Below are 15472 nucleotides of genomic sequence, written 5' to 3' on the forward strand. Positions count from 1 at the left end.
GCGTCAGAACTCGATGTCGATCTGCTTGTCGAGATGATCGTCCATCTTGACCGACTTCGCCGCCCGCTGCAGGACCGCGAGGTAGCGATTGAAATTCTGACGGATCCGTTCGGCGGCGCCGCCGAGGCCGATGACCATGGGCTGATTCTGGATCGTCACGGGCAGCAGGACGCAGATCGTGGCGCCGCCCTGAATGGGAATGTTCTCGGCAGAGCAATACCCCTTGCCGCGGATCTGTCGAATGCGAGTCATCATGTCGGGCAGCTTCACGCGATCCGACGCGTTCGGCGTGGCGATGTTCGCGCGGCGAATGATGTTGTCGACCTTCTCGTCCGACATCGTTGACATCAGGAGCCAGCCCAGGGCCGATTGAGTCAGTGGGCGCAGCGTCCCCTCGTCGACGTGGAAGCGAAGCGGGTGGATCGATTGCACGATCTTGACGTATTGCAGGTAGACATCGTTCGTCGTGCCGATCGAAACGGTTTCGCCGGTGGCCGCGTGGACGTCATGCATGGCTTCGAGCGTCCGGCTGTTGCCGAACAAAGCTCGTGGAATCCAATCGCCGAGCGATGTCACCTTGGGCGTCGGGAAGTAGACGCGCATGCGCCGGTCGTAATTCAGGTAGCCCATGCTGACGAGTGTCTTGAGCAAAACGGTCGTGCTCGACGGCGGATAGCCGAGCGCAAGCCCGATCTCGGACATCGCGCGCGGTTGTCGAACGTTCATGAAGAACTGAAGGATCTCCAGCGCGCGTAGCGCCGACTTCACGGTGGATGGTCCACCCGGTATCGCCGCGGATTTCGTTACCGCCGCCTGCATGTTTCGCGTCCCCGTCGCCGCTAAAAATTCACGGATGTGAAAGTCGGCTTCACAAATGAATTATATTTTGTTTGACCCAACTGCGCATGACAAGGTGCCTCCAGTCAAGGCCAAGGGTGCGAAAGACTGGCCGAGGTGGAGAGGACGTCGTGGGAAGCGGCAGGTTGCAGGGGCGCGTGGCGCTCGTCACTGGCGGAGGGCGGGGCATCGGCCGCGCTATCGCGGAAGCGTTCGCGCGCGAGGGCGCGGCGGTCGGGGTGCTCGACCTGAAGGTGGACGTGGCCGAAGCCGCGGCGCGCGCAATCGTCGCAGACGGCGGCAAGGCCATTGCGATCGTCGGCAATGCAGGCCTGCGGGCCCATGTCTTTGCGGCGGTTGATCGTCTTGTCGAGGCGTTTGGTCCGCCGACCATCCTGGTCAACAACGCGATGTGGAATCGCTACGGCCCGCTGGAGCAGCAGAGCGAGGAGATGGTCGGCCGGATGATTGATGTCGGCCTGAAGGGCGTGATCTGGGGCTATCAGGCGGTGCTGGCGCCAATGACCGCAGCCGGCGGCGGCGCCATCGTGAATATCGGATCCCCGTCTGCTGTGCTCGCGATGGCGAATGGCGTGATGTACAGCGCGGTGAAGGCTGCGGTGGCGGGCGCAACGCGCTCTGCCGCGGCCGAATTTGGGCCGCGCGGAATCCGAGTCAACGCGATAGCGCCGGGGCCGACGCCGACCGATGGTGCCAATCTCGTCGTTAGCGAGGAGGCGTGGGAGCGGCGCCGCGCGCGTGTGCCGATCGGGCGTCTCGGTGAGCCTCGCGACGTTGCGAATGCGGCAGTGTTTCTTGCAAGCGACGAGGCAAGCTTCATCACCGGCGACATGTTGTTCGTCGATGGAGGGATTACCTACGCGTTCTCTTGAGCGTACATCAAATGATCTTTGGCCGCCCGCAACAACAAGAAGATCCGGGGCGGATCCGCGAGTTATAGGGAGGAAGAAATGAGACTGTCGGCTGCTTACCTCGCCGCCATGGCGATCCTATCGGGTGCAATAGCGTTTGCCGCGTCACCGGTCTTGGCGCAGGGAATTTCCGGGGACGTCATCAAGATTGGCGTCATGAACGACCAGACGGGTCCTTACTCCGACAATTGCGGGCCGGGTTCGGTTGTCGCAGCACGAATGGCGATCAGCGACTTTGGCGGCGCCGTCAACGGCAAGAAGATCGAGCTCGTCGTGGCCGACGATCAGAACAAGCCGGACATCGGCGTTTCCATTGCGTTGCGCTGGCTGGACAATGAGGGGGTGGATGCGATCGTCGGCTGCTCGGCGTCCTCGATTGCGCTTGGCGTGCAAGACGTCATGAAGAGCCGGAAGAAGCCCTATCTCCTGGCAGGAACGGCGGCCTCGGTGTTCACCAACGAAAAATGCTCGCCGATGACGACGCAATGGGCGATGGACACCTATGCGCTGCCGAAGGCGACGGTGAAATCGCTGGTGGCGAGGGGGCTGGACACCTGGTTCTTTGTCACCGTCGACTACTCCTTCGGCAAGGCCTGGCAGGCTGACACCACGAACTTCATCAAGGCCGGTGGCGGCGAGGTCGTGGGTTCCGTCTTGCATCCACTCAATTCTTCGGACTTCTCCTCGTTCCTGCTGACGGCACAATCGAGCGGTGCAAAGGTCATCGCGCTGGCGAATTCGGGCTCGGACTTTGCCAATGCGATGAAGCAGGCGCAGGAATTCGGGCTGACGCAGAAGCAGCAGCTTGCTCCACTGGGGCTGATGATCAATCAGACGCACAGCATTGGACTCCAGCCGCTGCAAAATGTGCGCCTGACGACTCCCTTTTACTGGGACATGACGGATGAGACGCGCGCCTTCGCAAAGCGCTATCAGGCGGCGTTCAACGGCCGGGTCCCCAACGAGGCGCAGGCGAGCACCTACAGCGCCGTCACGCACTACCTTAAGGCGATTGCTGCGACACAGACCGACGACGGCGAGGCGGTGATGCGTCAGATGAAGACGACGCCTATCGATGATTTCGAGATGAAGAGCGTCAGCATCCGCGCCGACGGACAAGTGATGCGGCCGCTGTATGGTGCCCGCATCAAGACGTCAGCCGAGTCGAAATATCCTTATGACTACTACGAGATTACTGACACGATTCCAGCCGAGGATGCCTGGCGCCCGGCATCGGAAAGCACCTGCGATCTCCTGAAGACGCAGTAGGCGCAGCGGCGGGCCGGAGTGACCGGCCCGCCATCCTCTCGCACACCCCAACTTCGCGAGACGAAAGTTAGCCGGAATTCCTCTGATGGCGCTGCAAGTGAGCAGGATATCGACGACGGCCGCACAGCTTGGCGAAAGTCCGGTCTGGGATGTCACGCGACAGCGGCTCTACTGGGTCGATGGTGTCTCGCGCCGGATCCATGCCTATGAACCCGAGCGCGGTATCGCGCGGCACTGGGACGTGCCGTCCACGGTTGGCTCGGTCGGGCTCGGCCAGGGCGACACCCTCGTCGCAGGGCTCGCGGATGGCATCTACCGGCTCGATCTCGGTTCAGGCGAACTGACACCGCTGTTCCGGCCAGATCCATGCGATCCGCGCGTGCGCTTCAATGACGGCAAGGTCGATCGCTGGGGGCGGTTTCTCTGCGGCACCATGGGCGTCCACGCCGAGCCGCTGGGGCAGCTCTCTCGCATCGATGCCGGTGGTGCACACGCGGTGCTCGCCCACGGCATTCGCATTTCGAATGCGCTCTGCTTCAGCCCTGACGGCCGTACCATGTATTTCGCCGATAGCCTCGATCGCGCGATCCGCGCCTATAGCTACGGGTCCGGCGACGCGTTCGATCCGGAACCGCGGGTTGTCATCGACACCGGGCCATATCAGTCGGGGCCTGACGGGGCGACGGTCGATTGCGACGGCTGCCTCTGGGTTGCGCTCGTGCAGGTGGGCAAGATTGCGCGCTTCACCCCGCAAGGGCGGCTCGATCGTCTCATCGACGCGCCGACCGACTTGCCCTCGTCGGTCGCCTTCGGCGGTCCCGATCTGTCGACGCTCTATGTGACCTCGATCAAGGATTCAGGATCGGGGCGCGCCGTCTCGCGGCATCCGGACGGCGGCTTTCTGTTCGCGATCGACGGCCTCGGCGTGACCGGTTTGCCGGAAGCGCAATTCGGACTCCATCCAGTCCCTCCCAGTTGAGAGCATGCCTTGATACGCCACCATCGAGCCTCGCTCGATCCTCTCTTCAAGCCGCGATCCATCGCGCTGATCGGTGCATCTGATGATGTTACGCGCATTGGCGGGCGTCCCTTGCGCTATCTGTGCGAGGGCGGTTTCAAGGGCGCGGTCTATCCGGTCAATCCGAAGCGGGACACCGTCCAGGGCATCAGGTCCTACGACTCGGTCGCAGCGCTTCCGGAGGTGCCGGACGTGGCCATCCTGGCAGTGCCGGCTCAGGGCACGGTCCAGGCGCTGAGAGACTGCGCGGATCGCAAGGTCAAGGCGGCTGTGGTGTTCTCGGCCGGCTTTGCTGAGGCAGGCGAGCAGGGACGTCTCGCCCAGGACCAGATCGCCGGCATTGCCCGCGAGAGCGGTATGCGCGTGCTCGGCCCGAATTGTCTTGGACTGTTCAACGCCGGCATCGGCTACTACGGAACATTCTCGGCGATCCTCGATGCCGCGTTCGTTGAGCCCGGTCCGATCGCCGTCGTCTCGCAAAGCGGAGCTTATGGCTCCCACATTGCCCACTTGGCGCGCCAGCGTGGCCTTGGCATCGGACAATGGATCACCACCGGAAACGAGTGCGATATCGACGTCGCAGAAGCGCTGCGTTGGGTCATTGACCAGCCCGACGTCAAGGTCGTGATGGCCTACGCGGAGGGCATTCGCGATCGCGATACGTTCATCGAGGCACTGGAGGTTGCGCGGGCGAAGGAAAAGGCCATCGTCTTCCTGAAGGTCGGTCGCTCCGATGTCGGCGCCCAGGCGGTGAGCTCGCACACCGCGGCGTTGGCGGGGTCGGATGCCGTGTTCGATGCGGTGTTGCGGCAATATGGTGCCTATCGCGCGCGGACCACCGCCGAGCACCTGGACGTAACCTATGCCTGCGCGCGGGGGCTTTATCCCGCCGGCAACAGGTTCGGTATCTTCACGCTGTCGGGCGGCTTCGGCATTCAGATGGCCGACGACGCATCGGCGTGCGGGCTCGACGTCGCGCCAATGCCCGAGGCGGCGCAGGACGAGTTGAAGGCGATGCTGCCCTACGCATCGCCGCGCAATCCGGTCGACGCGACGGCGCAGGCGCTCACGGACCTCCCGCTGATGACGAGCTACATTGCCGCGATGCTGGAGAAGGGCGGCTATCACCTCTTCGCCGGCATTTTTGGCAGTGGACCGGCGAGCCCCACGTTTTCGGCCTCGTTGCGCCGGGTGCTGCGGACTGCGACGGCCGGACATCAAGGGCGGATCCTGGCGCTGTCGATGTCCGCGCCGCCGGAGATCGTCCGCGCCTATGAGGACGACGGCTTCCTGATCTTCGAGGATGGCTCGGCGCTGGTGAACGCGCTGGCTGCGCTGGTCTGGTTTCGCCGCAGCTTCGACGCCGCGAAGCAGGCGAGCACGGCTCCGACCGCCGGCTCGCGCATCGCGCCGCCGGATGGCGCGCTCAGCGAGTACCAAGCGAAATCACTGTTGCAGGCGGCCGGTATTGCCTTTCCGAAGGAGGTGCTGGTGCGACCGGATGAGGATGCCGGCGCGGCCGCCGCGGCGATCGGCTTTCCGGTGGTGGTGAAGATCTCTTCGCCGGACATCGCGCACAAGACCGAGATCGGTGGAGTGATCGTCGGTCCGCGCGACGAGGCGCAGGCCCGCGAAGCCGCCCGCACCGTCCTGTCCCGTGCCAGTGCCAAGCGGCCTGACGCGCGGATCGAGGGCGTCATCGTCTCACCGATGATCAGGGGAGGTGTGGAGACCATTGTCGGCGTGGTGCGGGATCCGTCCTTCGGTCCCGTGGTGATGTTCGGGCTCGGCGGCGTCCTCGTCGAGGTGCTCAAGGACGTGACCTTCCGCGTCGCGCCGTTCGATGTCGCCGAGGCGCAGCGGATGATCCGCGAGATTCGAGGCTTTGCCGTGCTGGAAGGCGTGCGCGGTGCCCCGCCGGCTGACGTCGATGCACTGGCGGCGATGCTGTCGCGGCTTTCGCAATTCGCAGCCGACAATGCCGACGTGATCGAAAGCATCGATCTCAACCCGGTTCTGGTGATGCCGCGCGGCGAGGGTGTCGTGCCGCTCGACGCGTTGCTGGTGCCATGCGGCGCCGCGTCTCGCGATTGATGGCAGGTTGTTAAGAAGAGGGAAATATGGCCGACCAAGCAAAGCTGACCGAGTTCCTGGACCGGGAGGCGATCCGCGATTGCATCTACCGGTACTGTCGGGGCATCGACCGGGCCGACGAAGCCACGCTGCGTAGCTCCTATTGGCCCGACGCGACCGATCGGCACGGCGTCTATTCGGGGCCGGTCGAGGGCTTCTTTCTCTGGGCTCGCGAGGTGTTCAAGAGCGGCGCACGCAACGTCCATCAGGTCGGCAACATCTTGATTGAACTCGTCGGGCCGACGCGTGCCGCGGTCGAGACCTATTTTCTTGCCTTGCAGCGTGGTCCAGGCAAGGACGGAGTCGTGCGGCAGTTTCTCATAGCCGGGCGCTATTGCGATCTCTTCGAAAAGCGCGGCAGTGAGTGGCGCGTCGCGCGCCGCATCGTGGCGTTCGATTGGCTCGAGGAGCAGGCAGTGCCCACCGAGAGCGAGGAGGTCCGTTTTGGCCCGCGTATGCCGATTGGCGCGCCGCACCCGAACGATCCCATTCATGAAATTCTGGCCGAGGCGCGCGGTACGTAAGACTACGCCGTCGCGGCGAGGGGAAGGGCAACGATGAAAAAGCGGAGGCGCGTCGTCGTCATCACGGGAGCGGCCGGGGGCGTCGGCCGTGCGCTGCTCGAAGCCTTCCACCGGGACGGCGATATCATCGCGGCCGTCGATTTGCCGTGCACCGATGTCGTCGACGTCACGGCGTCGCTTGGCGACGGGCATGCGGCGTTCCACTGCGATGTGGCTTCCGAAGATGAAGTCGTGGGCCTCGTCGCCGCGATCGAGCGGCGATTCGGACGGATCGACGTTCTCGTCAACAACGCAGCACTCGGACCAACCATGGCGGCGACCGTCGACACGGACGTCGCCTCGTTTCGCAAGGCGTTGAGCGTGAACCTGCGCGGCCCCTTCGTTATCGCGCGCGAGGTGGCGAGGCGCATGATGGGGCTCGGCGGCGTCATCGTGAACGTTGCGTCGCTGGCGGGCGTGCTCGGCAACCCGAAGCGTAACGCCTATGCGGCGTCCAAGGCAGGATTGATCTCGGCAACGCGGTCGCTTGCCTGCGAATGGGCGAAGCATGGCATTCGCGTCGTGGCGATTGCGCCGGGCTATGTCCGCACCCCCATGGTCGCGGAGCTTGAACGCTCGGGCAAGGCGAATCTCGATCTGGTTCGGCGGCGCATTCCGCTCGGGCGCATGGGGCGGCCGGATGAGATCGCTGCTGTGGCGCGCTTCCTCGCCTCGCCGGCGGCGGACTATGTAACCGGGGCGGTTCTCGTCGTCGACGGCGGCTGGCAATCCTTCAATCAGCCAGGCGATGCGCACCCACCGGTCGCCGGGACGCCGGACGCCGAACTGGCGAGGCCCGAACGGTATTCGCGGGAGCGTATCGTTGTGGTGACGGGTGGCGCCAACGGCATCGGCGAGGCGATCGCTCGGCAATTTGCCTCCGGAGGCGACACCGTGGTCGTCGCGGATAAGGATGGCGATCGCGCCGCCGACCTGGTGCGCGCGCTCGGCACGAAACACATGGCCGTCGCACTGGACGTTTCGTCAGAGCAGGACGTGCTGGCGCTGTTTGCCGCGATCAGGCAGCGCTTTGGTCGCATAGACGTGTTGGTCAACGATGCGGCGGTGGCCGATAGTTTCGTGCCGGCGCTCGATCAGTCTGCGGCGGATCTCGACAAGGTGTTGGAGGTGAATGTCGTCGGTGCATTTCTCTGCGCCCGCGAGGCGATCAGGCTGATGAGTGGCGGCGGCGTCATTCTTAATCTCGGCTCGATCAACACGTTCCTGCCGTTCGCGCCGCGCCACGCCTATGGCGCCTCGAAGGCGGCCATCGACATTCTGACGCGATGTATGGCGGCTGAGCTTGGTCCTACAGGGTTGCGCACCGCCACTATTGCGCCGGGCTATATCAACACTCCGGGCGTGGCCGCATTGCAGGCGGCGGGCCGCATTGACAGCGGGCGGATCCGGCGCCGCGTTCCGCTCGGCCGCTTCGGCGAGCCGGCGGAGATCGCCAAGGCTGCCTATTTCCTGGCCTCGCCGGAGGCATCCTACATCAACGGGTCGATCCTCTATGTCGACGGCGGCTGGACAGCGTTCGGCGACGCCGGCGATGCGAGCACCACGAGCGATTGATGACCAGCCAGTGTGCAGTGATTGCTGATGCATTTCGGCAGGGCGTGACCTTTGACGCCCGTACAGGTCTCGCGACGCGCTCGTTCTCTTTCATAGATGTGAAACTCAACCCACACGCCGTCAAAGCGGTAGTGGCGCTGCAGAACTCATGAGATGGTTTTCAAGACGATGCTGTGGCCAAGCGTATGCGGTTTCGCAAGCGGCACATCGTCAATCGCCGCTCCAACTAAAGCCAACGATGCAAGCGAGGAAATGCCCGAGATGAGCAACTCTGAGATGGGTGCACAACGCCTGGACATCGTCGTCGTGGGCGCCGGTTTCGGCGGCTTGTACGCCGTCTACAAATTCCGGGAAATGGGCCTCAAGCTCGCGGCATTCGAGGCGGGCGGCAATGTCGGAGGCGTGTGGTATTGGAATCGCTATCCGGGCGCGCGGGTCGACCTCCCGAGCGTTGACTACAGCTATTCGTTCTCTCCCGAGATCGAGCAGGAATGGACGTGGTCGGAGGAATTCGCGTCCCAGCCCGAGCTTCTCGCCTATTTCAACTTCGTGGCCGACCGGCTCGATCTGCGCAAGCACTATCAATTCAACACCCGCGTCACCAGCGCCGCCTGGGACGAGACGCGCAAGCTCTGGAAGGTCACGACTGATCGCGGCGAGACGGTCGAGGCAACCTACTGCGTGATGGCGACCGGACCGCTGTCGGTCCCCATGGATCCACAGATCCCGGGCATCGGGCGCTACAAGGGCGAGTTACTGCGTGCAGGCAAGTGGCCGCATCATCCAGTGAGCTTCGCCGGCAAGCGCGTCGGCGTGATCGGCACGGGATCGAGCGGTATCCAGATCGTCCAGGAAGTCGGCCGGAAGGCCGGCGAGCTCTTCGTCTTCCAGCGCACGCCAAGTTTCACCATGCCGATGCGCAACCAGAAGCTTGAGCCGGACTACGTCGCCGAGGTCAAGCGCAATTACGCCGGGCTTCGCGAGGCTGCCCGCAACAGCCCGAACGGCGGCGTGCGGCCGTGGACCACCCGAGCCTTCTTCAGCGTGACGCCGGTGCGACGTCGCGAGCTCATGGAAGACGCCTGGAAGGCCGGCGGCCTTGCTATGCTCGGGACTTTTACGGATCTGCTGAGCAACGAAGAGGCCAACGACCATGTCGCCGAATTCGTGCGGGGCAAGGTCGGCGACGTCGTCACGGATCCCCTCACAGCGGAAAAGCTCAAGCCGCGCGGCTATCCCATCTTCGCCCGCCGGCCATGCCTCGACACCGAATACTACGAGACGTTCAATCTGCCCCATGTCCACTTGATGGACTGCATCGCCGATCCCATTCTCGAAATCACCGAGAAGGGCGTGCGGACCGAGACAGGCGAAACCGAGCTCGACATGCTGATCCTCGCGACCGGGTATGACGGGCTCACCGGCGCGCTGACGGCCTTCGATGTCGTCGGTCGCGGCGGCGGCAAGGTCAACGACAAATGGAAGCACGGTGCGAGGTCCTATCTCGGCCTGATGATGGAAGGTTTCCCGAACCTGTTCATGACCACGGGGCCGAACGGCCCGGCTGCGCTGGCCAACATCGTCAGGATCAGCGAGAACGACGTCGACTGGATTGCGAACCTGATCACGCACATGGCCGATCACGGTCTTGCCACCGTCGAGCCGACGAAAGCGGCGGAAGATGGATGGATGGAGCTCGTGGTCAGGATCGCGCAGCGCTCGCTGCTCAACAAGGCGAAGACCTGGTATCTCGGCGCCAACGTCAAGGACAAGCCGCTCGGGCTCACGCTCTTCACGGGCGGATTTCCGAAGTATCGGGAGTATTGCGCCGCCGTTGCACAGGCGGGGTATCGTGACTTCGTCTTCGAGCGCGGACGAACCCCGGCGGCGGCCTGACGGTCGCTCCGCGATCTCATTGCAATACGATTGTCAAACGAGGAATGCTCAAGGAACGTCCTTCCACGCTTCAGCACGACTTGAAGCGTGAATGGTCTCGACGAGCGTTTGGATACGCAGGCCAGCGCGGAAGTTGAATGGCTCCGGCCGGCGTCCAGCGATAGCGTCAAGGTACCCCGCGGCTTCGATCGCCTTCAGGTCGTTGAAACCAAGCTGGTGGCCTGGCGCGACGCAGAAGAGGCCGTACGGCCGGTGATCCGGGCCAGCCTCGATCCGGCGGAATCCCTGGCGGCCAGGGCGGTCATCGGTCGAGAAGAAGTGCAACTCGTTGAATCGTTCCTGGCTGAAGGCGAGGGCGCCTCTGCTTCCATAGACCTCGAAGTCGTGTTGCATCTTCCGCCCCGTCGCAATCCAATTCGCCTCGATCGATCCGGAGGCGCCGCTCGCGAAACGAAGGAAAGCTCTGCCGACATCGTCGACTTCGACGCGCCTCCGACCGCCTTTGCCATCTGGACGCTCCTTGATCATCGTGACGCAATCGCCCATGACGCGGATGATCGGTCCGGCGACTGGACCCAACAGGAATTCGGCGGTGGCTAGTGCGTGGCTGCCAATGTCGGCCAGCGCGCCGCCGCCCGCCGGGTCATGCCGGAAGGTGAACGGCCCGGCGTTATCGGCCATGTAGTCTTCGGCGTGCACCCCGCGGTAGCCGCGTATCTCGCCGAGTTCTCCCGCCGCGATCATGTCGCGTGCGAGGCCCAGCATGGGGTTGCAAAGATAGTTGAAACCGACTTGCGTCTTTACTCCGGCCGCTTCGGCGGCGTCGGCCATTTCGCGGGAGTCGGTCGCGAGCGGCGCCAGCGGCTTTTCGCAATATACATGTTTGCCCCCGGCAATCGCAGCCAAGGCCATTTCCTTGTGGAGCGCGTTGGGCGTGGTGATGTTGACGACGTCGATAGCTGGGTCCGCCACGAGCGAGTGCCAGTCCGAGGTCGAGCGCGCGAAGCCCAGGGCGGAGGCTGCTTTCGCGGCCGTCTCGTCGCTAATGTCCGCGATCGTATGTAGTTCCAGCTCGAAGGGGAGGTCGAAGACACGCGCGGCGATGGAGTAACCGAAAGCGTGGGTCTTACCCATGAATCCGCTACCGATGAGGCCGATGCGAAGCTTCGGTTTGGTCATGTCCGAAATCCCTGTTCACGATAGGTCGGAGTTGAAGCGACCTACGAAAAAATCGAGCAAGTTCTGATCGGAAGACATTGATAGCAATAATTGTTGCGAAAAAACAATATTGTCAATATTCAATGCAAGGAGTTATGTTCCTCACAAACCGTCACGGGAGGAGACCGCATGACCGGCGCCACGATCCGCCTCACCATGGCCCAGGCCCTGGTGCGATGGCTGACCCAACAGTTCACTGAAATCGACGGTGTTCGCGTGCCCCTGTTCGCCGGCGTCTTCGGCATTTTTGGTCATGGGAACGTGACCTGCCTGTCCGAGGCCCTGGAGGCGGTGCAGGATCGTCTGCCCACCTGGCGCGGACAGAACGAGCAGTCGATGGCGTTGGCGGCTATCGGTTTCGCCAAGGCCAAGCTTCGGCGGCAAATCATGGTAGCGACGTCGTCCATTGGACCCGGAGCTCTGAACATGGTGACGGCGGCGGGAACAGCTCACGCAAATCGTTTGCCTCTCCTGCTCATTGCTGGCGATACGTTCACCAACCGGCTGCCGGATCCGGTTCTCCAGCAGGTCGAGCATTTTGGCGACCCGACCGTCACTGTGAACGACGCTTTCAAGGCGGTCACGCGCTACTGGGACAGGATCACTCATCCCGCGCAGATCATCTCTTCGCTGCCGCAGGCCGTGGCCGCCATGCTCGATCCGGCTGACTGCGGCCCGGCCTTTCTCGCGCTGCCCCAGGACACCCAGGAGGTAGCCTTTGACTACCCCGGGCTCTTCTTCGAGTCTCGGACCTGGACCATCCCGCGTCCGCGTCCCGATCGTCGGAAACTCGCGGAAGCGGCCGCACTGCTCAAGACCGCGAATAAACCGATCCTTATCTCCGGCGGCGGCGTGCGCTACTCGCTGGCGGGGAGCGTCGTCGCAGATTTTGCGGTGAAGCGCGGAATTCCTATTGTGGAGACGATCGCCGGCAAGGGCGCGGTGACCCACTATCACCCGGCCCATGCGGGGCCGATCGGAATTATCGGCTCAACCTCAGCAAATACGCTTGCAGCCGAAGCCGACGTTATCCTTGCGGTGGGGACGCGCCTTCAGGATTTTACGACGGGATCATGGACCGCCTTCAGCGCGGACGCGCGTTTCATCTCGATCAACGCGGCCAGGTTCGATGCGGTGAAGCATCGTGCGCTGGCGGTGGTGGGCGACGCGCGGGAGACGATTGAAGAACTCGATGCGGCGCTCGGCGCGTGGCGCGTCGACCCCGCCCACATGGCGCGTGCTCAGTTGCTCTTCAGGGAATGGGACGCGCTGCTCGAGTCACTGCAGGCCCCCAGTAACGCTCCGGTGCCGACTTACGCGCAGATAGTCCAGGCAGTGAATGCGTCCGCCGGGGAGAGAGATATCTTGATTTCAGCCGCCGGCGGCTTGCCTGGCGAAGTGGCAAAGGGCTGGCGCGTCAAGGCGCCGAACACCTTCGACCTCGAGTTCGGCTTCTCTTGCATGGGCTACGAGGTCGCGGCGGGTTGGGGCCATGCGATGGCCAGTTCCGGACCCGGAGGACTCGGCGGCACGCCGATCGTGATGGTGGGCGACGGCACCTATTTGATGATGAACTCGGACATCTATTCGACAGTTCTGAGCGGTCACAAGATGATCGTTGTGGTCTGTGACAATGGCGGGTTCGCGGTGATCAACCGGTTGCAACAATTCAAAGGCGTGCCAGGCTTCAACAACTTGTTGACCGATTGTCGAGTTCAGAATCGCGACAATCCTCCTCACGTTGATTTTGCCAAGCACGCCGAGTCCATGGGGGCAGCTGCGCGGCGTTGCGAGAGCCTTGCCGATCTTGTTGCCGCGCTCGAATGGGCCAAAGGCAACGATCGCACGACTGTGCTTTCGATCGCCTCGGATGCGTATTCGTGGGTTCCCGGCGACGCGGATTGGGACGTGGGCGTGCCCCAAGTATCTTCGCGCGAGACGGTTCGAAGCGCGCGCAAGCAGCAAGACGAGATCCGCGCGAAGCAGCGCATCGGAGTGTGATGAGCCATGAAAGCGAAACTCGGAATTGCTCCCATCGCGTGGTGGAACGACGATCTTGCGGAGCTGTCCGATGACGTCAGTCTGGAGGAGTGCTTGCGCCAGGCGAGTGTTGCCGGTTTTACGGGAATGGAGACCGGACGGCGCTTCCCCATGAATATGGAGGAACTCGGGCCGATCCTCGCCCGGTTTGGCATCTCCATCTGCGGCGGCTGGTTCTCTGGTCTCCTGCTCGACGGTGACATCGAGCGGGAAAAGGACCGCGTTCGCGCCCAGATGGATTTCTTCATTGCAGCGAAGGCGCCTTGCATTGTCTACGGGGAGACCGCGCGTTCAATCCAGGGCATTCGCTCCGCGCCGCTCGATACCAAACCAAGGCTTTCGGACGAGGAGATGAAGGCCTATGGACGCAAGATGACGGTTTTCGCCGAGTGGTGTGCCGGGCAGGGAATGCCGATCGCTTACCATCACCACATGGCTGCGGCGATCGAGACCGAAGCTGAACTCGATCTGCTCATGGCGAATTCTGGTGAGGCGTTACCGCTGTTGTTCGACGCTGGCCACATGGCTTTTGCCGGCGGCAATGTTTTGCGTGTCATCGACAAACATCATTCCCGCATCAGCCATGTTCATACCAAGGACGTCCGCAGCAGCGTCATCGACAAGCTCGACCGGAAACGGGAGAGTTTCCTCGACGCGGTGGCGAAAGGGGCGTTCACCGTGCCGGGCGACGGCTCGCTCGACTTCGCTGCGATCATCGCCCGCCTCGCGTCCTACGGCTACGAGGGCTGGTTCGTCGTCGAGGCGGAGCAAGATCCGAAGATCAGTCCCCCGCTCGAAATGGCCAAGAAGGGCCACGCGGAACTGATGAGCTTGATGGCCTCTGCTGGATACGAGGTCGTACAATGAACCGTACCGATCGGATGTCGCCGTACTCGAAGAAGCGCGCGGGTCTCGCCCTGTCCCGGTGGGTCATCCCGGCGCGAAGTCGGGAGGGAAGATGAAATGAGCATCGGGATAGGAGTCATCGGGACAGGTGTAATGGGCGCCGAGCATGCTCGGATACTCCGACACGAGACCCCCGGTGCACATCTTGCCGGGATTTGTGATGCCGACGCGGCTCGGGCGCAGGCAGTGGCCGCTGGAGCAACCGTCTTTTCGGATCCTCAATCGTTGATCGCGTCGGATCAGATCGACGCCATAGTGATTGCATCTCCCGACGCCACACATGCGGCGCTGACGCTAGCCTGCATTAGGGCGGGGAAGCCTGTTCTCTGTGAAAAGCCCTTGGCGTCCTCAGCAGCGGATGCCCTAGAAGTGGTGCGGGCCGAAGTCGCTTTGGGTCACAGACTCATCCAGGTCGGATACATGCGCCGGTTCGACCCCGGCTATCGGGAGATCAAGCGCGTCAAAGACACCGGTGAATTGGGCGGACCCGCGTTGTTGCACAACGTGCACCGAAACGTTCGCGCGCCTGAGTGGTTCGATGGTTCGATGGCGATCACGAATTCGTTCGTCCACGAGATCGACATCAGCCGTTGGCTTTTGGGGTCGGAGATGGTTTCTGCGCGCGTGGAGGCGGGGCCCGGCGGCGAACCCCTCATGATCACGATGAAGACCGACAAAGACGAGATTGTTTCGACCGAAGTTTTCGTGAACGCCAGCTACGGCTATCACGTCCATGTCGAGTTAGTGGCTCGGCAAGGCACGATATCGCTGGCTCCGGCATCGCTCACGCTGTTGAACAGAGACAGAGCCGGAGGTCTTGCGTATCCGGACAATTGGGTGCCGCGGTTCGAGGAGGCGTACTGCAGGCAGATGGCCGAATGGGTCAGCGCCGTGAAAGCCGGCACTTCGGTCGGAGCGAGCGCGTGGGATGGCTATGTCGCCTCAGCCATCGCTGAGCAAGTCGCTGAGGCACTTGCTGGAAATGGTGTGGCAACCCTGAAATATGGACCACGTCCCCCGCTGTATGACTGACAGATGGCAAGCGAGCGAGACTGCAGGGAGTTCGACCAGCCTATCACGCAATC

12 protein-coding genes are annotated in these 15472 nt (G+C 63.0%); 10 read left to right on the plus strand and 2 right to left on the minus strand.

The annotated features are described in order from the left end of the window. Positions 1-3: 3 nt before the first annotated feature. Positions 4-819 carry an IclR family transcriptional regulator gene (locus tag NLN62_RS36520; RefSeq protein ID WP_254112005.1) on the minus strand — a complete coding sequence of 272 codons (816 nt, stop codon included), beginning with the start codon at positions 817-819 and terminating at the stop codon, positions 4-6. A gap of 149 nt (positions 820-968) precedes the next feature. Between NLN62_RS36520 and NLN62_RS36525 the strand changes: the two genes are divergently transcribed. From NLN62_RS36525 to NLN62_RS36555, 7 genes are all read left to right on the plus strand, one after another. Beyond that, positions 969-1730, plus strand: a complete 762-nt coding sequence (locus tag NLN62_RS36525; RefSeq protein ID WP_027524171.1) for an SDR family NAD(P)-dependent oxidoreductase — start codon at positions 969-971, stop codon at positions 1728-1730. Between the two features lie 78 nt (positions 1731-1808). Further along, a complete protein-coding gene (locus NLN62_RS36530; protein WP_254112006.1) occupies positions 1809-3038 on the plus strand; it encodes an ABC transporter substrate-binding protein in 1230 nt (409 codons plus the stop codon). 85 nt (positions 3039-3123) lie between these two features. Further along, complete coding sequence (locus NLN62_RS36535) at positions 3124-4017, plus strand: SMP-30/gluconolactonase/LRE family protein (RefSeq protein ID WP_254112007.1); 894 nt, start codon at positions 3124-3126, stop codon at positions 4015-4017. A 9-nt stretch (positions 4018-4026) separates the two neighbouring features. Further along, positions 4027-6150 (plus strand): acetate--CoA ligase family protein, encoded by a 2124-nt coding sequence (locus NLN62_RS36540; protein WP_254112008.1) that lies wholly within the window; start codon positions 4027-4029, stop codon positions 6148-6150. A 26-nt stretch (positions 6151-6176) separates the two neighbouring features. Then, positions 6177-6713 (plus strand): nuclear transport factor 2 family protein, encoded by a 537-nt coding sequence (locus tag NLN62_RS36545; RefSeq protein ID WP_254112009.1) that lies wholly within the window; start codon positions 6177-6179, stop codon positions 6711-6713. Positions 6714-6746: 33 nt separating this feature from the next. Next, a complete protein-coding gene (locus NLN62_RS36550) occupies positions 6747-8327 on the plus strand; it encodes a glucose 1-dehydrogenase (protein WP_254112010.1) in 1581 nt (526 codons plus the stop codon). A 261-nt stretch (positions 8328-8588) separates the two neighbouring features. Beyond that, entirely contained in the window at positions 8589-10223 is a 1635-nt protein-coding gene (locus NLN62_RS36555; protein ID WP_027524177.1) for an NAD(P)/FAD-dependent oxidoreductase, read from the plus strand. A gap of 48 nt (positions 10224-10271) precedes the next feature. On the opposite strand, the gene NLN62_RS36560 is transcribed toward NLN62_RS36555, so the two are convergent. After that, a complete protein-coding gene (locus tag NLN62_RS36560) occupies positions 10272-11402 on the minus strand; it encodes a Gfo/Idh/MocA family protein (protein ID WP_027524178.1) in 1131 nt (376 codons plus the stop codon). 168 nt (positions 11403-11570) lie between these two features. Here NLN62_RS36560 and iolD point away from each other — a divergent pair, with 168 nt between their 5' ends. The 3 genes from iolD (at position 11571) to NLN62_RS36575 (ending at position 15419) form a co-directional block, all read left to right on the plus strand. Beyond that, positions 11571-13442, plus strand: a complete 1872-nt coding sequence (iolD, locus tag NLN62_RS36565; RefSeq protein ID WP_027524179.1) for a 3D-(3,5/4)-trihydroxycyclohexane-1,2-dione acylhydrolase (decyclizing) — start codon at positions 11571-11573, stop codon at positions 13440-13442. Between the two features lie 6 nt (positions 13443-13448). Beyond that, complete coding sequence (gene iolE / locus NLN62_RS36570) at positions 13449-14348, plus strand: myo-inosose-2 dehydratase (RefSeq protein ID WP_027524180.1); 900 nt, start codon at positions 13449-13451, stop codon at positions 14346-14348. A 96-nt stretch (positions 14349-14444) separates the two neighbouring features. Continuing rightward, positions 14445-15419 carry a Gfo/Idh/MocA family oxidoreductase gene (locus NLN62_RS36575; RefSeq protein ID WP_027524181.1) on the plus strand — a complete coding sequence of 325 codons (975 nt, stop codon included), beginning with the start codon at positions 14445-14447 and terminating at the stop codon, positions 15417-15419. The last annotated feature ends 53 nt before the right edge of the window (positions 15420-15472 follow it).

It is taken from the genome of Bradyrhizobium sp. CCGUVB23 (genome assembly GCF_024199885.1).
Taxonomy (GTDB): domain Bacteria; phylum Pseudomonadota; class Alphaproteobacteria; order Rhizobiales; family Xanthobacteraceae; genus Bradyrhizobium.